The following is a 21,983-nucleotide window of genomic DNA, read 5'->3' on the forward strand; positions in this document are numbered from 1 at the left end:
CGGGCGTGCTCGCATGGCGTTCTCAGGACCAAATCGTTACAATCGGGAGATCGTGACTTCCGGAGATGACACCCGAAACCCGGCGCCGCTGACCCGACGGTCCGCTCGAGCGCTGGTGGGTCCGGCCTCGGCGCCCGCCTCGAAGGCCGCGTCGAACGCGCGCTGGTCGCGCCGTCGCGGGGTCGTGGGGGTGTTCGCCGGAGTCGCTGCACTGGCTTTCGCTGCCGCATCCGTCGGACCCGCGGCATTCGCTCTCACCGAGAGCGCACCCGCCCCGTCGGAGGCTGAAACGGTCTATTCGAGCACGCTCGGCGATGCGCAGAGCCTCGTCGTCGCGTCGGGTGCGGTCGTGACCCTCGACCGCGACTCGTACAGCGCGTTCGAGAAGCCGAAACCGCCGCCCGAGCCCGAGCCCAAGGTCGCTGCGGCCTCGCCCGCGACCCCGTTCTACTCGGGTGGCGGAGCCCCCTCCGAATGGATGGCAGCCGCAGGGATCGCCGAGAGCGACTGGGGCTACGTCGACTACATCGTCTCCAAGGAGAGCGGCTGGAACCCGAACGCCACGAACCGCAGCTCGGGCGCGTGCGGCCTTGTGCAGGCGCTGCCGTGCAGCAAGGTTCCCGGCAACGGATACGACCCCGTCGACAATCTGCGTTGGGCCACCGGATACGCCGTCGGTCGGTACGGCAGCTGGGCGGGCGCGTACGCGTTCTGGATCAACAACCACTGGTGGTGACCGTGGCGCGATCGCGTCGGCGGCGGCCCGCGCAGACCGGCTCCGAGGAGTCGTTCCAGCGCCTGCTGGCCGGGTGGAAGCGGACGGAGTCTCGCGGCGGACGCGAGTGGACGGTACAGCCGATCTCGGCGGTGCAGGCGGTCAAGGAGTACACCTGTCCCGGTTGTCACCGCGTGATTCCGGCGGGAACCGCGCACCTCGTCGTGTGGCGCGCGGACGGTGTCATGGGTGACGCCGCCGACCTTGCAGCTCGGCGGCACTGGCATTCTCACTGTTGGAAGGTGGCGTGATGGCTGAGATCCGTGGTGCGAGTGTGCTTCCGGCGCGGCGCGAGGACATCGTCCTGCGCACGGCGGACGGTCTCGAACTCGTGGGGGAGTTGGCGCTCCCGCTCGAAAAGGAGCCGGTCGCCGCCCTCGTGACGCTTCATCCGCTGCCGACCCACGGCGGCTTCATGGACTCGCACATCCTCCGCAAGGCCGCGGCGCGGCTGCCCGCCCTTGCAGACCTGGCCGTTCTCCGCTTCAACACGCGGGGCACCTCGTCGCCGCGCGGGCGAAGCGACGGTCGATTCGGAGAGGGGGTCGGCGAGAGAGCCGACGTCGCCGCGGCGATGGAGTTCGTCGCGGAGCGCGCACTGCCGCATCCGTGGCTCGTCGGCTGGTCGTTCGGCACGGAGCTCGCGCTCAAGTACGGCAGGGAGCATCCCGTCGACGGCGCGATCCTCCTCTCGCCTCCGCTGCATCGAGCCACGGAGGGCGATGTCGCCGCCTGGCAGGGCGATCCTCGACGACTGGTTGCGCTGATCCCCGAGTTCGACGACTATCTGCGCCCCGACGAGGCGCGTCGCCGGTTCGCGTCGGTCCCCGACATGACCCTGATCCCCGTAGAGGGCGGCAAGCACCTGTGGGTGGGGGAGGCGCAGACCCGTCGTGTGCTGGGCGAGATCGTCGAGATCGTCAATCCTGGGGCCGCGCCTCTGCCGACCCATTGGGACGGGCCGACGCTCTGATCAGCGCTCGTTCATGCGCGGGACGATCACCTGTCGATAGATGATCAGGATGCTCGCGGCGACCGGGATCGCGACGAGAGCGCCGAGGAGTCCGAGCAGCGACCCGCCGGCGAGGGCCGCGATCACGACCACTGCGCCGGGGACGGCGACGGCGCGACTCATGATGCGCGGCGACACCAGGTACGCCTCGAGCTGCATGTAGATGACGTACCAGATGGCCGCTGTGAGCGCGGTCGTCGGCGACCCGAGCCCGGGGATGAGGCAGGTCAGGACGATGATGACGGAGCCGGTCAGCGTTCCGACCAGGGGGATGAGCGAGAAGAAGAACGCGATCACGGCCAGGACGGCCGGGAAGGGGGCCTGGATGATCGTCAGGAAGATCGCGCTCAACACCCCGTTGATCACACCGAGACTGACCTGCCCCATGACGTAGTAGCCCACGGAGTCGGTGATCTGCTCGGACAGCTCGATGAAGCGCGGACGGCGCGACGCGGGGACGAGGCTGTAGACCGCTGCCTTGAGGTTCGGCGTCGACGCCGTGAAGTAGATCGTGAGGATCAAGACGATGAAGGCGCCGGTCAAGCCGCCCAGGAACGCAAGGCTCGCGTTGATGACGCCACCGGTGATGTTGCCCCAGTTCGACAGAGCCCAGTCCTGCACATTCGTCACGGTGTCGTCGATGGTGCTGTCCTGGATGCCCGGGAAGGTCGAGTGGATCCAGTTCTTGACGTCCTGCCACGACGTGCTCTGCAGGAATCGCGTGACCTCCTCGACCAGCTGGCTGACCTGACTCACGATGATCGGCACGACCATCCAGACGATGCCGGCGAAGATCGCGAGGACGCCGAGGACGGTCACCAGCACGGCGGACCAGCGCGGCAGCCGCCGTCTCGTCAGCCACGCCACCACGGGCTCGAGTCCGAGCGAGAGGAAGAGCGCCGTTCCGATGTACAGCAGGATCGTCGACAGGGTCTGCACGCTGCCGATGAGCAGAAGCCCCAGGCCGACGCCGAGCGTGCCGATGAAGGCGATGCGGAACGGGTTGTGGAGCTTCACAGTGCCTCCTCGAGGAGCGGAACGTGCTGCACACACGATACGGGGGACGTCCCTGTAGAGGCGGCAGCGACCCCCTCTCGCGCAACACACAGGCGTCTCGGCTAGTCTCGAATGTCGGATCGTTCCGCTCCGCGGGCATGGGAGGAAGATTTCGTGCGTTTCGTCTGGGCCGTCGCGGCCTTCGTACTGGCCGCTCTGCTCATCGGGGCAGGCATCGCTCAACGGACCGTTTTCTACGGGCCGTCCACGCAGAGTGCCGAGATCCCCGCTGCGGACGGAACCGCGTACACGATGGTCGACGGCGCGGTCCTGACTTCTCTGCCCGGTACGCAGACGCTGCGCGTCTCGTCTTCCGACGGCGTCTTCGTCGCATACGGTCGCACCGCCGACATGCGCGCATGGCTCTCCGATCAGACGTACAACGAAGTGTCGACGGGTGAGGACGGCGTCTTGAATGCGGCGGTGGTCGAGCCCGAGGTCACCGCGACGGATGCGCCCGCGGACACGGCGGCGGGAGAGGGCGAGGCCGCGACCGCACCTGAGTCGACCGAGAACCGCAATCCCGCGGGGTCCGACCTGTGGCTCGCCGAGTACAGCGACGACCGTGCGGTCAGCGTTCCCCTGCAGCTGCCCGACTCGATGAGCGTGCTGATCGCCTCGGACGGCACCAAGCCCGCGCCCGCCGAGGCCAGCATCACCTGGAACATCGTGCAGACGACACCGTGGGCGGGCCCTCTCATGCTGCTCGGCGGCGTCGCCCTCGTCGCGGGGATCGTCCTATACATCCTCGCCATCCGACACGACCGGCGCTCGCGCGGACCGCGTCGCAAGGCGCCGCCGCCCCTGCCCGAGACGCAGCCGATCGATCTGGCGGTAGAACCCGGAGCGAAGGGCGTGATCAGCGCGACGCCGTCACGACGATCCTCGCGTCGTCCGTTCCTCGCGATCCCGCTCGCGGTGGTCGGTGCACTCGTGTTCACCGGTTGCTCGCCCGACGCGTGGCCGGATCTGGCTCCCACGCCGACGTCCTCTCAGACCGCCGCGATCGTCGACTCCGCCGACCAGCAGGCACCCGCGGTGACCGAGGCGCAGGCGCAGACGATCCTGCAGCGTATCTCGACGACGGTCGCGTCCGCCGACGAAGCACGCGACGCGAACCTCGCGGCCACCCGGCTCGACGGAGCCGCGCTGGCAGAGCGCAACACCAACTATGTGCTGCGCGGTGCCCTGGCCGACGAGGCGGCATTGCCCCCGATCCCCGCCGAACCGACGCAGATCATCCTGCCGCAGGCGTTCGACGAGTGGCCGCGCACGGTGATGGCGGTCGTGCAGAAGGAGGGCGCTCAGGGCCCCGTCTCCACGATCATGTTCCTGACGCAGGCCGATCAGTGGGCGGATTACAAGCTGTCGTACATCGGCGATCTGCTCGGATCGGTCGAGATGCCCGACCTCGCGCCCGCCTACATCGGCGCCTCCCAGGTGCCGCCGGACTCGTCCTTCCTGACGGTCGCGCCGGACAAGCTCGCCGAGGCCTACGCCGACGTGCTGAACAACGGCAAGGACAGCGCATCCATCGGGCTCTTCGACGAGCAGACCGACCTGTTCAGCCAGAACGTCGCCAAGAACCGTCAGGAGCGTCGCGACAAGTTCAATGAGACAGGCGCCTCGACGGGCACGATCGAGTTCGCGGCCCAGGCCGGCAGCCAGCAGCCGCTCGCGCTCGCAACGCTCGAGAGCGGGGCGATCGTCGCCGTCTCGGTCAACGAGGTCGACACGGTGACTCCCAACAGCGGGGATGTCGTCATCAAGCTGACCGACAACCCGACCGCGCAGGCGTTGACCGGTGTGTCGGAGTCCGCCACCGGCGTGAGCTCGACCTTCGCCGACCAGCTGTTCTTCTACGTGCCGGCGCAGGGATCCTCAGAGAAGATCCGACTCCTCGGTTACACCTCCAACATCCTGGAAGCGAAGGTTCTGTGATGTCCGATCAGGCCCCTGGTGCCGTGCTGCGCGGTGCCGTCGACCTCTCCGCGCTGCGCAACCGGCCCGCCCCGGGCTCGAACGTCGCGCCGTCCGCCCCGACCTCGGGCTCCCTCGTCCGGGATGTGACCGACGCGACGTTCGGCGAGATCCTCGAGCTCTCGCGGACGGTCCCTGTTGTCGTCGACCTGTGGGCCGAATGGTGCGGGCCCTGCAAACAGCTCAGCCCGATCCTCGAGAAGGTCGTCCACGAGCTCGCCGGTCGCCTCGTCCTGGCGAAGGTCGATGTCGACGCCAACCCGCAGATCGCGCAGGGCTTCCGCGCGCAGTCGATCCCTCTGGTCGTGGCTCTGGTCGGCGGGCAGCCGGTTCCGCTGTTCACCGGCGCCGTGCCCGAGGAGCAGGTCCGCGACGTCTTCTCACAGCTCCTGCAGCTCGCAGCGCAGAACGGTGTGACGGGCACGGTCGATGCGGGCCCGGAGAGCACGGCGGATGCGGCCGAAGAGCCGCCGCTGCCACCGCTGCACGCGGAGGCGTTCGTCGCGATCGAAGAAGGCGACTACGCGCGAGCGGCCGCCGCCTATGAGCGTGCCCTGGCGGAGAACCCGCGCGACGCCGATGCGCAAGCCGGCCTCGGGCAGGTGCGTCTGCTCCAGCGTGTGCAGGGCGCCGACCTGCAGCAGGCCCGGGCCGCGGCCGCTGCCGCACCCACCGACGTCGACGCGCAACTCCTCGTGGCCGACCTCGACATCTCGGGCGGACACGTGGACGATGCGTTCGCACGGCTGCTCGATCTCTTCGCCGCGCTGCCGGCCGACGAACGCGCACCCGTCCGCACGCGTCTGCTCGAGCTGTTCGGCCTCGTCGGGGACGCGGATCCCCGCGTCATCCGCGCGCGCGGACTCCTCGCCTCGCTCCTGTTCTGAGGCCGAGGCGCCCGGGTTCGCCCCACAACCGTGTGGCGAACCCGGGGTTAGTCCGCGGGTGAGAGCCAGAGCGCCCCGAGCGGCGGCAGCGTCAGACGTGCGCGCCCGGAGGCGTCGGCGGTCACCGCGCCGAGGTTGCCGACCCCGGAGCCTCCGAAGGCGGATGCGTCGGAGTTGAGCAGCTCCTGCCAGACGCCCGCGAGCGGCAGATCCAGTTCGTAGTCGTGCAGCGGTGCCCCCGAGAAGTTGAAGACGGCCACCAGGGGCCGGCCGTCGGCATCCCAGCGGATGAACGCCGAGACGTTCGGATTCCACGTGGGTCCGCCGATGCGCGAGAACGCGGAGCCGTCCGCATCCCGCTGCCACAGCGCCGGGGTGTCACGGTAGGTCGCGTTGAGGGATGCGACGAAGTCGCCCAGCTCTCGGTGGGCGGGCTGGTCGAGCAGCCACCACTCCAGCGAACGCGACTCGGACCACTCCGCGATCTGGCCGAACTCCTGCCCCATGAACAGCAGCTGCTTGCCGGGGTGGGCCCACATGTACGAGAGGAACAATCGCATCCCCGCAAGCTTCTGCCAGTGGTCCCCGGGCATCCGCGCGAACAGGGAACCCTTGCCGTGCACGACCTCGTCGTGACTGATGGGAAGCACGTAGTTCTCACTGAACGCGTACACGAACGAGAACGACAGCTCGCCCTCGTGATGCGCGCGATAGAGCGGATCACGCGAGATGTACACGAGCGAGTCGTTCATCCACCCCATGTTCCACTTGAAGCCGAAGCCGAGACCCCCAGCGCTGGTCGGCGCCGTGACGCCCGGGTAGCTAGTGGATTCCTCCGCGATCATCGCGATTCCGGGGAACGTCTTGTAGACGGTCGCGTTGGTCTCCTGCAGGAACTGGATCGCCTCCAGGTTCTCGCGACCGCCATAGATGTTCGGCTCCCACTCGCCGGCCTCGCGGGAGTAGTCGAGGTACAGCATGGAGGCGACCGCATCCACACGCAGGCCGTCGACGTGGAACTCCTCGAACCAGTACAGCGCGTTGGCCACGAGGAAATTGCGCACCTCGGCCCGGCCGTAGTCGAAGATCAGGGTGCCCCAGTCCTTGTGCTCGCCGCGTCGGGGATCCGGGTGCTCGTAGAGCGCCTCTCCGTCGAAGCGGGCGAGCGCGAACTCGTCGCGCGGGAAATGACCCGGCACCCAGTCCATGATCACGCCGATGCCGGCTGCATGCAGGCGGTCGATGAGGTAGCGGAGATCGTCGGGTGAGCCGAATCGGCTCGTCGGCGCGTAGTAGCCGCTCACCTGGTAGCCCCACGATCCGCCGAAGGGATGCTCGGCGAGAGGGAGGAACTCGACGTGCGTGAACCCCTGGGCGCTCACATACTCGATGAGCGGGTCCGCCGCGTCGCGGTAGCCGAGCCCCGGACGCCAGGAGCCGAGGTGCAGTTCGTACACGGACATCGGGCGCTCGAGCGGCTGGCTGGCAGCCCGCTGGGCGATCCACGCGTCATCGCCCCACTCGTAGCTCGACGCGGTCACGACCGAAGCCGTCGCCGGCGGAAGCTCGGCCCGCCGCGCCATCGGATCCGCCTTGAGGATCCACCGACCGTCGCGTGTGAGGAGCTCGTACTTATAGGTGCTGTCTGCGCCGACGCCCGGCACGAAGAGCTCCCACACGCCGCTCGCGCCCATCGACCTCATGCTGTGGGACTGGCCGTCCCAGCCGTTGAAATCGGCGGCGACGCGGACGGCCTGCGCGTGGGGAGCCCACACCGCGAACGAGGTGCCCGCGACGCCCTCGTGATCGCGCACGTGGGATCCGAGCACCTGCCACAGCTGCTCGTGACGTCCCTCCCGGATGAGGTGGAGATCGAGCTCACCGACCGTCGGGGAGAAGCGGTAGGGGTCGTCGGCGGTATAGGGGGCTGAGCCGTCGTACGTCGCGGTGAGCTGGTAGGCGCCCGCATCCCCGCGGTACGTGCCCTCCCAGATGCCCGCGCGGACGTGGTCGAGAGCGACCTCGCGGCCGTCGGCGAAGACGGCCGTGACGGATGCGGCCAGCGGCCGTCGGGCACGGATCACCCCGCCTGTCTCGCCGTCGGGGTGCAGACCCAGCACGTCGTGGGGGGCGTAGTAGGAGCCGGTGGCGACGGTGTCGAGCACCCGCGGTTCGATGAGGCTCATGCGAGGCCCTTCACGTGCAGAATGTGCGCCGGTTCGCGGAATGCGTCCAGTCGCACGTAGTTGTGGTCGGTCCAGGTCCAGGTGGCACCCGTCACCAGGTCTTCGACGATGTACGGCGTTCCCGCGGGGACGCCCCACGCCTCGGTGTCGAGGTGGACGGTCGTCTCTCGTGCGGAATGCGGGTCGACGTTGACGACCACGATGATCGTGTCACTCTCGCCGCTCTCGCTGAGGGCAGCATCGAGGTGCTTCGCATAGACGAGGATCGCGTCGTCGTCGCTGTGCTGGATCTGGAGGTTGCGCAGCTGGCGCAGCGTGGGATGCTCGCGGCGGATGCGGTTGAGGAAGGTGAGGTACGGCGCCAGGGAGTCGCCTTCGGCCTCGGCCCGTGCCCAGTCGCGGAGCTTGTACTCGTACTTCTCGTTGTCGATGTTCTCCTCGCTGCCCGGGCGGGCGACGTTCTCGAACAGCTCGTAACCGGCGTAGACGCCATAGGTCGGGGCCGCGGTCGCCGCGATCGTCGCGCGGATACGGTAGGCCGCCCGGCCGCCGTACTGGAGGTACTCGGTGAGGATGTCGGGGGTGTTGACGAAGAGGTTGGGGCGCAGGTAATCGTCGGTCTCGTGGGCCAGCGAGTCGAGGAACTCCTCGAGCTCGGCCTTCGAGTTGCGCCACGTGAAGTACGTGTAGCTCTGCTGGAAACCCGCCTGCGCGAGCCCGCGCAGCGGCGTCGGCCTGGTGAAGGCCTCGGCCAGGAAGACCACGTCGGGTGCCTCGTCGCGGACGGTGCGAATGAGCCATTCCCAGAACTGCAGGGGCTTGGTGTGAGGGTTGTCGACGCGGAAGATCTTCACGCCCTGGGCGATCCAGTGGCGCACGATGCGAAGGACCTCGGCACGGATCCCGGCGGGGTCGTTGTCGAAGTTGACGGGATAGATGTCCTGGTACTTCTTCGGCGGGTTCTCCGCGTACGCGATCGTGCCGTCGGGAAGGGTGGTGAACCACTCCGGGTGCTCTTTCACCCACGGGTGGTCGGGCGAGGCCTGCAACGCCAGATCGAGCGCGATCTCGATCCCGACGGATGCGGCGGCATCCAGGAACGCGCGGAAGTCAGCGAGCGAGCCGAGCTCGGGGTGGACGGAATCGTGTCCGCCTTCGGCCGCGCCGATGGCCCACGGCGATCCGGGGTCGGCCGGGCCGGCGTTCAGCGTGTTGTTCGGGCCCTTGCGGTGGGTGCGTCCGATCGGGTGGATCGGCGGCAGGTACAGCACGTCGAATCCCATCGCCGCGACGGCGGGGAGCCGATCCATAGCGGTGCGGAAGGTGCCCGGCTCGATGGTCCCGTCCGCGCGTCGCGTCGCTCCCTCGGAGCGCGGGAAGAACTCGTACCACGCGCCGACACCGGCCCGCTCGCGCTCCACGAGCAGATCGTGCGTCGCCCCCAGGGTCCAGAGCTCGCCGAGCGGGCGTGCGCTGAAGGCATCGGCCACCCTCTCGTCGTGCACGATCGCGAGGGCGGCCGCCTCGTCGGTGGTGCTCGCGCGCAGCAGCGCGGCCTGCTCGGTCAGCAGACGCCGCTCGGCCGCGGGGCGATCCTTCTGGGCGGCGGCATCCTCGAACAGGAGCGCACCGATCTCGCGCATGAGCGCGACATCGACACCGGCCGGGATCTTCAGCTCGGCCGCGTGTCGCCAGGTCGCATACCGGTCGGCGAACGCCTCGAAGCGGAAGGACCACGTCCCCTGCGCGAGCAGGGTGACCAGCACGCCCCACGTGTCCAACCCGTCCTCGTGGGCGCTGAGCCGATGCAACGACTCGCTGCCGTCCGGGGCGGTCAGCCGTAGCTGTACGCCGATCAGGTCGTGTCCTTCCCGAAACGCGCGCACGCGGAACGGGACGACCTCGCCCGCGAAGGCGGAAGGGTCGAACCGAGGGTCGGGAGTCGACGGCCGTTCCGCGCTGAGGGGGATGCGGCCGGTCACGGTGTCGGCGGACGACCACGCGACGACCTTGCGCAGCGGGATCTCGGCACCGCTTCGTTGAGTGCGGACGGGGAGGGATCGTGTCGGAGTGGCCACACAGCGAACCTATCGCGGGCGCGTGCGGCACGACAGGCGTGACGCGGGCGGGGCGAACGTGCTATTCGGCGCGGAACAGGTGCATCGACGTCGGGGGCGTCGGAACGATGTCGCCCGGTGCCAGGACCGGCTCCTCCTGCGAGGGAGATTCCTCGGCGCTCGACCAGAGCGACACGTAGCGGCTGACCCCCTCGATGAGCGGGAGGCGCACATCCACCGGCGTCTCGTTGCCGTGGACGATCAGCAGAATGCGGTTGAACTCCTCGAACTCGGGCGTCGATGCCGCGACGTACTGGAGTGTGCGGTGCGCGGGATCGTTCCATCGCTCGCCCGACATGGTCTCGCCGTGCTCGTCGTACCACTCCATGACGGATGCCGACGGCGTCTCCTCGTCCAGGCGGGCGAAGCGGATGGGGCGCAGCGCCGGGTTCTCGGCCCGCAGCTCGATCAAACGCCGCACGTGCGCGAACAGCTCGCGCTGCCACGGCCGGTGCTCCCACGACAGCCAGGTGAGAGCGGAGTCGTGGCAGTACGCGTTGTTGTTGCCGCGCTGCGTCCGGCCGAACTCGTCGCCCGCGGTGATCATCGGGATCCCCGCCGAGAGCAGGAGCGTGCCCATGAGGTTGCGCATCGCCTTGCGGCGGGTGGCGAGGATCCGTTCGTCGTCGGTCGCGCCCTCCGACCCGTGGTTGAAGGAGCGGTTCGTGTCCGCCCCGTCGCGGTTGTGCTCACCGTTGCCGAGATTGTGCTTGACGTCGTATGAGACGAGATCGTTCAGGGTGAAGCCGTCGTGGGCGGTGACGAAGTTGATCGACGCCAGCGGCCCGCGGTCGGCGCTGAACGTGTTCGACGATCCCGCGAGCCGGGTGGCGAACCCGCCGATGCCGACCGGCGCCGTCGAGGCGCGACGGGCATAGTCGACGTCGGACAGCCAGAAGTTGCGCACGCGGTCGCGGTACCGGTCGTTCCACTCGTGCCAGCCGTCGCCGAAGTTGCCCGTCTGCCACCCGCCCATGCCTACGTCCCAGGGCTCGGCGATCTTCTTCGTGTCGGCGAGCTCCGGATCCTCGGCGATGGCTCGCAGGAGAGGATGATCGGGGGTGAAGCGATGCTGATCGTCGCGCCCCAGCGTGGTGGCCAGATCGAACCGGAAACCGTCGATCTGCACGTCCCGTGCCCAGTAGCGCAGCGAATCCAGTACGAGGCGCGCGCCCGCATCCGTCGCCGTGTTCACCGAGTTGCCGCATCCGGTGACGTCGATGTACGTGCCGTCGTCCTGCTGCCGGTAGTAAGCGCGGTTGTCGAGACCGCGCAGGCTGGAGCGCGGACCGCCGATGCCCTCTTCCGCGGTGTGGTTGTAGACGACGTCGAGGACGACTTCCAGACCGGCCTGGTGCAGGAGCTTCACCATCCCCTTGACCTCGCGAAGAACCGCATCCGGTCCCTCGCGGCGCGCCTGGTCGGTCGCATAGGCGGCGTGGGGCGCGAAGAAGCCGAGCGTGTTGTAGCCCCAGTAGTTGTCGAGTCCCAGCTGCAGGAGGCGGGGCTCGGAGGCGAACGCATGGATGGGCAGCAGCTCGATGGTCGTGACGCCGAGATCCAGGAAGTGCTCGATCATGGCGGGGTGCGCGAGTCCTGCGTACGTGCCGTGGAGCGCGGCGGGGACACCGGGATGCCGCTTGGTCATGCCCTTCACGTGCGCCTCGTAGATGACGGTTCGATCCAGCGGGACGGCGGGCTTTCGCACCTCGCCCCAGTCGAAGCCGCGATCGACCACCACGGAACGCCAGTCGCCGAACCCACCGCTCACGATCCCGCGGCCGTACGGGTCGAGCAGCAGCGTCTGCGGATTGAAGATGTTCCCCGCCCCGAAAGGACCGGATGCGCGCAGTGCGTAGCGCGCGCCGGCGACGAGGAGCTCGGAGGTGATCTCCCATACCCCCCTCTCGCGACGCTGCATCGGCAGGGTCGCCGTCGCCCAGTCGAGATCGTCGGCGTCGAAGATCACCACGTCGAGGGCGTCGGCCGCCTGCGAGAAGACGCGGAGGGTGCCGCCGTTCTCGTGCAGGCGCACGCCGAGGTCCTCGAGAGCGGGATCGAGGACCTGCGAGAGCGCGGGAACGGAGGTCGTTGTCGGGCTGACCATGCCCACAACCCTAGCCATCGCCGGATGACGAACTCATGACGCCGCCTCGCGCCGCGCGTGCGACAGTGGACGGGTGCACATCTACCTCGATCATGCGGCGTCGAGCCCGCTGCGTCCCGAGGCGCGGGAGGCCTGGCTCGAGGCGGCGGAGACGACGGGCAACGCCTCTTCCGTGCACGGCGGCGGGCAGGCGGCGAGGCGCGTGCTGGAGGATGCGCGAGAACGGCTCGCGGCGGTGGTCGACGCCGATCCCATCGAGGTCGTCTTCACCTCGGGTGGCACGGAGGCCGTGAACCTCGCGGTGAAGGGCTTGTGGGCTTCGCGCGCCGCCGGTGCGGACGCGGTCGTGCTTCCGGATGGGGAGCACCACGCGACGATCGACTCGGTCGCGACCCTCGTCGATGCGCAGCGCGCCGAGGTGCGACCCGTGCGGCTGACCCCGCTCGGCGCGATCGACCCCGAGGATTTCGCGTCGGCGCTCGGTGGGGCGGCATTCGCCACGGCGCTGGTCGCCAACAACGAGGTCGGGACGCTGTCGGATGCGGCGGGCCTGGCCGCGGACGCCGCGTCTGCCGAGGTGCCGCTGCATCTTGACGCCGTGGCGGCATTCGGGCAGGTTCCCGTGGAGTTCCGGCGGTGGCGCGGCGATGCTCCAGCGGGTGCCGGCCTGGTGGCGATGAGCATCTCTGCACACAAGGTCGGCGGACCGGTAGGTACGGGCGCTCTGATCAGCGCTCGGTCGGCGCGCATCGGCGCGCAGATGCACGGCGGCGCGCAGCAGCGGGGACTGCGCGCCGGGACGCAGGACATCGCGGGCGCCGCCGCCTTCGCCGTGGCGGCGGAACTCGCAGCGGCCGAGCGCGAAGCGGAGGCCGTGCGCCTCGGAGCGCTGCGGGACCGGCTGGTGACGCAGGCGTGCGCCGCCGTGCCGGGTCTCGAGTTGCTCGGCGACCCGGTGCACCGCATCCCCGGCAACGCGCATCTGCTGGTACCCGGTGCGCTGGGGGAGACGCTGCTGTTCCTCCTCGACACCCGCGGCATCGCGGTGTCCACAGGGTCGGCCTGTCAGGCGGGCATTCCCGAGCCCTCGCACGTGGTGCGCGCCCTCGGCCGTGACGAGGATGCGGCACGTTCGGTGCTACGGATCACTCTGGGACGCACCACGACCTCCGACGACGTGGACGCGTTCCTGGAGGCGCTGCCCTGGGCCGTCGAGCGCGCTCGCGCTGCCGGAGCCCGTGCAGCCTCGCCCTCGTAGACTGGGATGATGCGGATTCTGGCGGCGATGAGCGGTGGCGTGGATTCGGCCGTGGCCGCGGCGCGCGCCGTGGATGCCGGACACGAGGTCGTCGGGGTTCACCTGGCACTGTCCCGTGCGGGCGGGACGCTGCGCACGGGCAGTCGCGGCTGCTGCACCATCGAGGACGCGATGGATGCTCGGCGCGCGGCGGACAGGCTCGGCATCCCGTTCTACGTGTGGGATTTCTCGGAGCGCTTCCGCGATGACGTGATCGAGGACTTCGTCTCGGAGTACCGGGCCGGACGCACCCCGAACCCGTGCATGCGATGCAACGAGCGGATCAAGTTCGCCGCGCTGCTCGAGCGTGCGCTCGAGCTGGGCTTCGACGCCGTCTGCACGGGGCACTACGCGCTGCTCGTCGACGGCCCGGAGGGTCGAGAGCTGCACCGGGCGAGTGACCAGGCCAAAGATCAGTCGTACGTGCTCGGCGTCCTGACCGCCGAGCAGCTCGCGCACACGTACTTCCCGCTGGGAGACACGCCGACGAAGGCTCTGGTCCGCGCAGAAGCCGCCGAGCGCGGTCTGACGGTCGCCCAGAAGCCCGACAGCCACGACATCTGCTTCATCCCGGACGGCGACACCCGGGGCTGGCTCGCCGAGCGTGTCGGCGCGGAGCAGGGTGACATCCTCGACCGGACGGGTGCCGTCGTCGGACGACACGAGGGAGCCCACGCCTTCACCGTCGGCCAGCGCCGCGGGCTGCAGCTCGGCGTCCCCGCATCCGATGGCAAGCCGCGTTTCGTGCTCGAAGTGCGTCCGGTGAACAACACCGTCGTGGTGGGCCCAAAGGAGGCGTTGGCGACAGCCGAGATCGCGGGTGCACGCTTCAGCTGGGCGGGCGCCGCGCCGACCGAGGCCGCGTTCTCGTGCGAGGTGCAGATCCGCGCCCACGCCGATCCGGTGCCCGCTCACGCCGACGTCACCGGCGACGGCGTGGTGGTGCGCCCGGTGGAGCCGTTCGACGGCGTCGCGCCGGGTCAGACGGCCGTGCTCTACCTCGGCTCGCGTGTGCTCGGCCAGTTCACGGTGGACCGCACGGTCTCCGCCGTCGCGGTCGACGCCGTCGCCGCATCCTAGGCACGAGACCGGCGCCGCGCACGGCCCTGGCGGTGTCGCAGGCCGCACCTAGACTCGATCCGTGACGCAAGCCGATGACTCGATCGACGATGACACGACCCTCTCCGAGGCCCGTGCCGAAGCGGCGGAGCTGACGGAGCGCATTCTCCGTGCCCGCGACGCGTACTACGGCGACGACGCCGAGATCGTCGACGACGCGACCTACGACGGGTGGATCCGACGGCTCGAAGAGCTGGAGCGGCTGCATCCGGAGGTGCAGAAGCAGGATTCGCCGACCCTCAGCGTCGGCGCCGCATCCGCGACGATGTTCGCTCCCGTCGAGCACGCCGAGCGGATGCTGAGCCTCGACAACGTCTTCAGCCCCGAGGAGCTGCGGGACTGGTGCGTCAAGGCTCAGGGCTCCGCAGGCAGGCCGGTGCGGTGGCTGACCGAGCTGAAGATCGACGGCCTCGCGATCAGCCTCCGGTACGAGAACGGTGTGCTCACCTCGGCCGCGACGCGCGGCGACGGGCGCATCGGCGAAGACGTGACGGTCAACGCTCTGCGTGTCGAAGGCATCCCCGAGCGCCTGAGCGGCACCGGCCACCCCCCTCTCGTCGAGGTGCGCGGCGAGGTCTTCATCCCGGTCGCAGCCTTCGAGCAGCTCAACGCCCTGCAGGCCCGGATGCGGGAGCGGGTCGTCGAGCAGGCGCGTGAGCGCGGCAACCTCACCGAGGAGCGCGCGCGGCTGAGTGCCGATCGCCGATTCCCCGCATTCGCCAACCCGCGCAACGCCGCGAGCGGCGGACTGCGCCAGCAGCTCGACAAGAAAGACGGCCTCGAGCTCGAGGCCGGGCGGGCGCGTCTCGCGTCGCTCCGACTGTTCGTGCACGGCATCGGTGCGTGGCCGGCTCCTCCGGTGGCTTCGCAGAGCGAGATCTACGACCTGCTCGCCGAGTGGGGGCTGCCGACGAGTCCCTACTACAAGACCTTCGACGACATCGACGGCGTCCTCGGGTTCGTGGCGCACTACGGCGAGCATCGTCACGATGTGGAGCACGAGCTCGACGGCATCGTCGTCAAGGTGGACGAGCTCGCGCTCCACGACGAACTGGGGGCGACCAGCCGCGCACCGCGCTGGGCCATCGCGTACAAGTACCCGCCCGAGCAGGTGAACACCCGCCTTCTCGACATCGTCGTCTCGGTCGGGCGCACCGGCCGTGCGACCCCGTTCGCCGTCATGGAGCCGGCACGCGTGGCAGGTTCCGTCGTGCGTCAGGCGACGCTGCACAACCAGGACGTCGTCAAGGTCAAGGGCGTTCTCATCGGTGACATGGTCGTCCTCCGTAAGGCCGGCGACGTGATCCCCGAGGTGCTCGGTCCGGTGGTCGAGCTCCGCGACGGCTCCGAGCGTGCCTTCGTCATGCCGCGCGACTGCCCGGTCTGCGGTACTCCGCTGGCGCCGGCGAAGGAGGGCGACGTCGATCTGCGCTGCCCCAACGCCCGTTCGTGCCCCGCGCAGGTGCGCGGCCGTGTCGAGCACATCGGCTCACGCGGCGCACTCGACATCGAGGCGCTCGGCGAGGTGACCGCGGCGGCTCTGACGCAGGCGGACGGTGACGCACGTGCACCCCTGGACACGGAGGCCGGGCTTTTCGATCTGACTCTCGATGAGCTCGTTCCCATCGAGGTCGTCGTCCGGGACGCGGAGACCGGTGAGCCGAAGCTGGACGACGCGACGGGCGAGCCGGTGCGACGTGCTCCGTTCCGCCGCAACCCGACGCCCGCCGAGCGCAAGTCCGGTCTGCTGACCCCGCAGCCGTCCGCGCAGGCACTGACGCTGCTCGACGAGCTCGAGAAGGCGAAGACGAAGGAGCTGTGGCGTTTCCTCGTCGCCCTCAACATCCGTCACGTGGGCCCCGTCGCGGCCCGGGCCCTGGCGCAGTGGTTCGGATCCGTCTCAGCCATCCGGTCGGCGAGCCGCGAGGAGCTGGCAGCCGTCGAGGGAGTGGGCGGGATCATCGCGGATGCGGTCATCGCCTGGTTCGAGGTCGACTGGCACCGCGAGATCGTCGAACGGTGGGAAGCAGCCGGAGCGCAGCTGTCCACTCCCGGACACCCCGGTCCCGGTGCGGCGGTCGTCGAGGGTGGGGTGCTCGAGGGGCTGACGGTCGTGGCGACCGGAACGCTCGAGGGCTACACGCGCGAGGGCGCTCAGGAAGCCATCCTCGCCGCGGGCGGCAAGGCCGGCTCCAGTGTGTCCAAGAAGACCGACTTCGTCGCGGCGGGGCCGGGCGCGGGCTCCAAGCTCGCCAAGGCCGAGCAGCTCGGCGTGCGCATCATCGACGCGGCGCAGTTCCGTATCCTCGTGGAGCAGGGACCGGCGGCACTGGACGCCCTCGCGCCCGATGCGGGCTGAGCCCGCTCAGCGCCCCGTTTCGGTGAGCAGGTGCTCCCGCACCTGCTTGCGCAGCACCTTGCCGATGAGCGACTTCGGAAGCTCCTCGACGATGAACAGACGCCGCGGCACCTTGTAGGGGGTGAGGATCCCGCGCGCGTAGTCACGGATCGCCTCGGTGTCGATCTCGGCGCCGGGGGCCACCACGATGGCGGCGACGACTTCCTCACCCGCGTGCTCGTCGGGAAGACCCACGACGGCCACATCCTCCACCTGCGGGTGCTGTCGCAGGACATTCTCCACCTCGGTGGGTGCGACGTTGAAGCCGCCCGTGATGATGAGCTCCTTGATGCGGTCGACGATGCGCACGAAGCCGGCCTCATCGATCGTCACGATGTCTCCCGTGCGGAACCAGCCGTCGACGAAGACCTCCTCGGTCGCCTCCGGCTTGCCGTAGTAGCCCGAGAAGACCTGCGGTCCACGCACGAGCAGCTCGCCTGCGCCGCCGGGGGCGACGTCGACCCGAGGGTTCTCCGGGTCGACGACGCGACACTCGGTGCCTGGTAGCGGCAGGCCCACGGTGCCGGGCACCCGGTTCTCGGCGACAGGGTTGGCCATCAGCACGGGGGAGCATTCACTGAGACCGTAGCCCTCGACCAGGTAGCCTCCGGTCGCCTTCTCGAACGGTACGACGAGCTCGTGCGGGAGCGCCATGGCGCCGGAGATCGCGATCCGGGTCCCCGCGAGCGAGACCCCCTTCGCCTGCGCCGCCTGCAGCAGCCGGTCGGCGATCGGCGGAACCAAGGGCAGGAACGTCGCGGGGTGCTTCTTCGTCACGGCGAGCACCATGTCGGGGTCGAAGCGCGGGAACAGCACGAGTCGCGCACCCATCGACATCGCGAAGGTGAGACAGAGGGTGAGTCCGTAGGCGTGGAACATCGGCAGCACGGCGTAGACGACGCAGCCTTCGCCGCGGTGGATCGAAGGCACCCAGGCCCGCGACTGGGCCGCGTTGGCGAGCAGGTTCCGGTGGGTCAGCTTGGCGCCCTTGGGAGTGCCGGTCGTTCCGCTCGTGTACTGGATGATGGCGAGGTCGTCCGCCGTCGGGGCGGGATGGGAGGGCGGAAGCGGGTCGCTGCGCAGCAACTGGTCCCAGTCGATGCCGCCGCGGACCTTCGTGTGCAGCGCGGCGCGGGACTCGCGGGCCTTGGCGATCGGCAACCGCAGCGCCGCCCGCGTCGTAAAGGGCATCGCGCGTGTCAGATCCACCGTCACGAGCGTCGAGACGCGCACATCCTTCGGGAAAGCCTGCACGGTGGCAGCCACCTTGCTCCAGACGATGGCGTGCTTCGCCCCGTGGTCCTCGAACTGCTTACGCAACTCGCGCGCGGTGTAGAGGGGATTGTGCTCGACCACCACGGCGCCCAGGCGCAGGACGGCGTAGAAGGCGACGATGTGCTGCGGGCAGTTGGGCAGGACGATCGCGACGGGGTCCCCTCGGCGCACGCCTTGCGCGTGAAGGCCGGCCGCCGCGCGCGAGATCGCACGGTCGAGGTCGCGATATGTGGTCTCGCGCCCGAAGAACTGCAGGGCGACGGCGTCCGGGTACTCGCGTGCCGACGCCTGCACGATGTCCACGAGAGAACCCGACACCGGCTCGAGGTCGTCGGGCACTCCGTCGGCGTAGCTGCGGACCCAGGGACGGGGAGGATCGAAGGTCGTCACCCGGCACAGCCTACGGGCGCCCGGCGGTCCGGCGGGGCCGAACTAGACTGTCGGGGTGTCGGAAATCACCCCAGATCTCGTGCGCCATCTCGGCGTCCTCGCCCGGATCCAATTGAGCGACGAGGAGGTCGGGCGCCTCACCGGTCAGCTCGATGCGATCGTCGACAACATCGCGAAGGTGTCGGAGGTCGCGACTCCCGATGTGGTCGCGACGAGCCACCCGATCCCGCTGCAGAACGTCTTCCGCGACGACGAGCACAGCGAGGCGCTGTCTCTCGCCGAGGTGCTGCAGAACGCTCCGGATGCGGCCGAAGACCGCTTCCGCGTGACGGCGATCCTGGGGGAGGAGCAGTGAGCGACATCATCCGGCTCAGCGCGGCGGATCTCGCCGCCAAGCTCGCCGCGGGCGAGGTGTCCAGTGTCGAGGCGACCCAGGCGCATCTGGACCGCATCGCCGCGGTGGACGGCGACGTCCACGCGTTCCTGCACGTCAACGAGGGCGCGCTGGCCGCGGCCGGCGAGATCGACCGCCGCCGTGCGAGCGGGGAAGCCCTGGGGGAGCTGGCCGGTGTGCCGCTCGCCATCAAGGACGTCCTGGTCACGACAGACATGCCGTCCACGAGCGGGTCGAAGATCCTCGAGGGGTACATGTCGCCGTACGACGCGACAGTCGTCGCTCGTGCTCGTGCCGCCGGCCTTGTGCCCCTGGGCAAGACCAACATGGACGAGTTCGCGATGGGCTCCTCCACCGAGCACTCCGCGTACGGTCCGACTCACAATCCGTGGGACCTCGATCGGATCCCTGGAGGCTCGGGCGGTGGCTCGGCGGCCGCGGTCGCCGCCTTCGAGGCGCCGCTCGCGCTGGGGTCGGACACCGGTGGCTCCATCCGCCAGCCTGCGCACGTGACCGGAACGGTCGGCGTGAAGCCGACGTACGGCGGTGTCAGCCGCTACGGTGCGATCGCGCTCGCCTCGAGCCTCGACCAGGTCGGTCCGGTCACACGAACGGTTCTCGACTCGGCGCTCCTTCACGACGTGATCGCCGGTCACGACCCGCACGACTCCACGTCGCTCACCGACGCCTGGCCGTCTTTCGCGGCCGCGGCGCGTGAGGGCGCGTCCGGTGAGAGCCTCAAGGGTCTGAAGGTCGGCATCATCCGCGAGCTCGACGACAGAGGCTTCCAGCGGGGCGTCTCCGACTCGTTCCGCGCGGCGCTCGCGGCCATGGAAGCACAGGGTGCGGAGATCGTCGAGGTCAGTGCGCCGCACTTCGAGTACGGCGTCGCGGCCTATTACCTCATCCTGCCGGCGGAGGCATCGAGCAACCTCGCGAAGTTCGATTCCGTGCGCTTCGGGATGCGGGTGAGCCCGCACGCGGCGGCCACGGTCGAAGACGTGATGGCGGCCACGCGCGAGGCGGGCTTCGGCGACGAGGTGAAGCGCCGCATCATCCTCGGCACGTATGCGCTCTCCGCGGGCTACTACGACGCCTACTACGGCAGCGCTCAGAAGGTGCGGACGCTCATCCAGCGCGACTTCGACGAGGCGTTCGCGCAGGTGGACGTCATCGCGACTCCGTCCGCTCCGACCACGGCGTTCCGACTGGGCGAGAAGATCGACGACCCGCTGCAGATGTACCTCAACGACGTGACGACCATCCCGGCGAACCTGGCCGGCGTGCCGGGCATATCCGTGCCGTCGGGTGTGGCGGCGGAAGACGGCCTTCCGGTCGGCATCCAGTTCCTCGCCCCCGCGCGTGAGGATGCGCGCCTGTATCGAGTGGGAGCGGCGCTCGAAGCGCTGCTCGTCGATTCGTGGGGCGGGCCGTTGCTCGATCGCGCCCCCGTGCTGGGAGGGACCCGCTGATGGCCAAGGACAAGCTGATGGACTTCGACAAGGCTCTCGAGCTGTTCGAGCCCGTGCTCGGCTTCGAGGTCCACGTGGAGCTGAACACCAACACGAAGATGTTCTCCGCCGCACCCAACCCCGCTCACCCGGACAACCATCAGGCCGCGCCGAACACGCTCGTCGCGCCCGTCGACATGGGCCTGCCCGGTGCGCTGCCGGTCGTGAACGCGACGGCCATCCGGTCCTCGATCAGCCTGGGCCTCGCCCTCGGCTGTTCGATCGCGCCGTCCAGCCGGTTCGCACGCAAGAACTACTTCTACCCGGACCTCGGCAAGAACTACCAGATCTCGCAGTACGACGAACCCATCGCGTTCGACGGTCAGGTCGAGATCGAGCTCGCCGACGGCACGCTCGTGACGGTTCCGATCGAGCGCGCCCACATGGAGGAGGACGCCGGCAAGCTCACCCACGTCGGCGGCTCTACCGGTCGCATCCAGGGCGCCGAGTACTCGCTCGTCGACTACAACCGCGCCGGGGTGCCCCTCGTGGAGATCGTCACGCGGCCCATTTTCGGCGCGGAACACCGCGCCCCGGAGATCGCCAAGGCGTACGTCGCGGCCATCCGCGACATCGTCCTCTCGCTGGGCATCTCGGAGGCCCGCCTCGAGCGCGGCAATCTGCGGTGCGACGCGAACGTCTCACTGCGTCCGCGCGGCCAGGAGAAACTCGGCACGCGCACCGAGACGAAGAACGTCAACTCGATGCGCTCCGTCGAGCGTGCCGTGCGCTACGAGATCCAGCGTCAGGCGGCGATCCTCGCCGACGGCGGCACGATCACGCAGGAGACGCGGCACTGGCACGAGGACACGGGCACGACATCGCCGGGACGCCCGAAGTCGGATGCCGACGACTACCGGTACTTCCCGGAGCCCGACCTGCTTCCCGTGGTCCCGGCCCCGGAGCTGATCGAAGAGCTTCGTGCCGCCCTCCCCGAACCGCCCGCGGCTCGCCGCCGCCGGCTGAAGGTCGAGTGGGGTTTCACCGACCTCGAGTTCCAGGACGTCGCCAACGGCGGACTCCTCGTCGAGGTCGAGGCCACGATCGCCGCCGGTGCCAGCCCGACCGCGGCGCGCAAGTGGTGGACCGGTGAGATCACCCGCGTCGCGAACGCGCAGGAGCGGGAAGCGGCGGACCTCGTGACGCCGGCCGATGTCGCCGCCCTGCAGGCGCTCGTGGATGCCGGCACGCTGACCGACAAGCTCGCGCGTCAGGTTCTCGAAGGCGTCATCGCTGGTGAGGGCTCGCCGCAGGAGGTTGTCGACGCTCGTGGGCTCGCGGTCGTCTCCGACGACGGCGCGCTCATCGCCGCGATCGACGACGCCCTGGCGGCGCAGCCGGACGTGCTCGCGAAGATCCGCGACGGCAAGGTCCAGGCCGCCGGTGCCGTCATCGGTGCGGTGATGAAGGCGATGAAGGGCCAGGCCGACGCCGCCCGCGTCCGTGAGCTCGTGCTGGAGCGCGCCGCACAGTGATCCG

16 protein-coding genes are annotated in these 21,983 nt (G+C 69.5%); 11 read left to right on the forward strand and 5 right to left on the reverse strand.

The window, feature by feature from the left end:
• The first annotated feature begins 52 nt into the window (after positions 1-52).
• From KYX17_RS14685 to KYX17_RS14695, 3 genes are read left to right on the forward strand one after another with little or no spacing between them, the layout of a single operon-like run.
• A complete protein-coding gene (locus KYX17_RS14685) occupies positions 53-736 on the forward strand; it encodes a transglycosylase SLT domain-containing protein (RefSeq protein WP_243227709.1) in 684 nt (227 codons plus the stop codon).
• A 2-nt stretch (positions 737-738) separates the two neighbouring features.
• Positions 739-1,026, forward strand: a complete 288-nt coding sequence (locus KYX17_RS14690) for a hypothetical protein (protein ID WP_243228193.1) — start codon at positions 739-741, stop codon at positions 1,024-1,026.
• Entirely contained in the window at positions 1,026-1,748 is a 723-nt protein-coding gene (locus tag KYX17_RS14695; protein WP_243227710.1) for an alpha/beta hydrolase, read from the forward strand. The genes KYX17_RS14690 and KYX17_RS14695 overlap by 1 nt, the downstream gene beginning before the upstream one ends.
• Here KYX17_RS14695 and KYX17_RS14700 read toward each other — a convergent pair whose 3' ends face one another.
• Positions 1,749-2,804, reverse strand: a complete 1,056-nt coding sequence (locus tag KYX17_RS14700) for an AI-2E family transporter (RefSeq protein ID WP_243227711.1) — start codon at positions 2,802-2,804, stop codon at positions 1,749-1,751.
• Positions 2,805-2,957: 153 nt separating this feature from the next.
• Here KYX17_RS14700 and KYX17_RS14705 point away from each other — a divergent pair, with 153 nt between their 5' ends.
• Positions 2,958-4,784, forward strand: a complete 1,827-nt coding sequence (locus KYX17_RS14705) for a glycosyl transferase (protein ID WP_243227712.1) — start codon at positions 2,958-2,960, stop codon at positions 4,782-4,784.
• Entirely contained in the window at positions 4,784-5,710 is a 927-nt protein-coding gene (locus KYX17_RS14710) for a tetratricopeptide repeat protein (RefSeq protein WP_243227713.1), read from the forward strand. The genes KYX17_RS14705 and KYX17_RS14710 overlap by 1 nt, the downstream gene beginning before the upstream one ends.
• 47 nt (positions 5,711-5,757) lie before the next feature.
• On the opposite strand, the gene glgB is transcribed toward KYX17_RS14710, so the two are convergent.
• The 3 genes from glgB to glgX form a co-directional block, all read right to left on the reverse strand.
• Positions 5,758-7,896, reverse strand: a complete 2,139-nt coding sequence (glgB, locus tag KYX17_RS14715; RefSeq protein ID WP_243227714.1) for a 1,4-alpha-glucan branching protein GlgB — start codon at positions 7,894-7,896, stop codon at positions 5,758-5,760.
• On the reverse strand, positions 7,893-9,974 hold the full coding sequence (locus KYX17_RS14720) for a maltotransferase domain-containing protein (protein WP_374208950.1): 2,082 nt from the start codon (positions 9,972-9,974) through the stop codon (positions 7,893-7,895). The genes glgB and KYX17_RS14720 overlap by 4 nt, the downstream gene beginning before the upstream one ends.
• A gap of 61 nt (positions 9,975-10,035) precedes the next feature.
• Complete coding sequence (glgX, locus tag KYX17_RS14725; protein WP_243227715.1) at positions 10,036-12,120, reverse strand: glycogen debranching protein GlgX; 2,085 nt, start codon at positions 12,118-12,120, stop codon at positions 10,036-10,038.
• Positions 12,121-12,193: 73 nt separating this feature from the next.
• On the opposite strand from glgX, the gene KYX17_RS14730 reads away from it, so the two are divergent.
• From KYX17_RS14730 to ligA, 3 genes are all read left to right on the forward strand, one after another.
• Positions 12,194-13,378 carry a cysteine desulfurase family protein gene (locus KYX17_RS14730; RefSeq protein WP_243227716.1) on the forward strand — a complete coding sequence of 395 codons (1,185 nt, stop codon included), beginning with the start codon at positions 12,194-12,196 and terminating at the stop codon, positions 13,376-13,378.
• 9 nt (positions 13,379-13,387) lie between these two features.
• The gene (mnmA, locus tag KYX17_RS14735) at positions 13,388-14,497 is read left to right on the forward strand and encodes a tRNA 2-thiouridine(34) synthase MnmA (RefSeq protein WP_243227717.1); all 1,110 of its coding nucleotides are present in this window, start codon (positions 13,388-13,390) and stop codon (positions 14,495-14,497) included.
• Positions 14,498-14,558: 61 nt separating this feature from the next.
• Entirely contained in the window at positions 14,559-16,895 is a 2,337-nt protein-coding gene (gene ligA / locus KYX17_RS14740) for an NAD-dependent DNA ligase LigA (RefSeq protein ID WP_374208951.1), read from the forward strand.
• Between the two features lie 6 nt (positions 16,896-16,901).
• Here the strand turns inward: ligA and KYX17_RS14745 are convergent, their stop codons facing one another.
• Positions 16,902-18,599: a long-chain-fatty-acid--CoA ligase gene (locus tag KYX17_RS14745; RefSeq protein ID WP_243227718.1), complete on the reverse strand. Its 1,698-nt coding sequence runs from the start codon at positions 18,597-18,599 to the stop codon at positions 16,902-16,904.
• A 55-nt stretch (positions 18,600-18,654) separates the two neighbouring features.
• Here KYX17_RS14745 and gatC point away from each other — a divergent pair, with 55 nt between their 5' ends.
• From gatC to gatB, 3 genes are read left to right on the forward strand one after another with little or no spacing between them, the layout of a single operon-like run.
• Positions 18,655-18,954 (forward strand): Asp-tRNA(Asn)/Glu-tRNA(Gln) amidotransferase subunit GatC, encoded by a 300-nt coding sequence (gene gatC / locus KYX17_RS14750; protein ID WP_137417120.1) that lies wholly within the window; start codon positions 18,655-18,657, stop codon positions 18,952-18,954.
• Entirely contained in the window at positions 18,951-20,465 is a 1,515-nt protein-coding gene (gene gatA, locus KYX17_RS14755; protein ID WP_243227719.1) for an Asp-tRNA(Asn)/Glu-tRNA(Gln) amidotransferase subunit GatA, read from the forward strand. The genes gatC and gatA overlap by 4 nt, the downstream gene beginning before the upstream one ends.
• Positions 20,465-21,979, forward strand: coding sequence for an Asp-tRNA(Asn)/Glu-tRNA(Gln) amidotransferase subunit GatB (gene gatB / locus KYX17_RS14760; RefSeq protein WP_243227720.1), 1,515 nt, complete (start codon positions 20,465-20,467; stop codon positions 21,977-21,979). The genes gatA and gatB overlap by 1 nt, the downstream gene beginning before the upstream one ends.
• Positions 21,980-21,983 lie beyond the last annotated feature (4 nt).

Source organism: Microbacterium sp. CIAB417 (assembly GCF_022788845.1).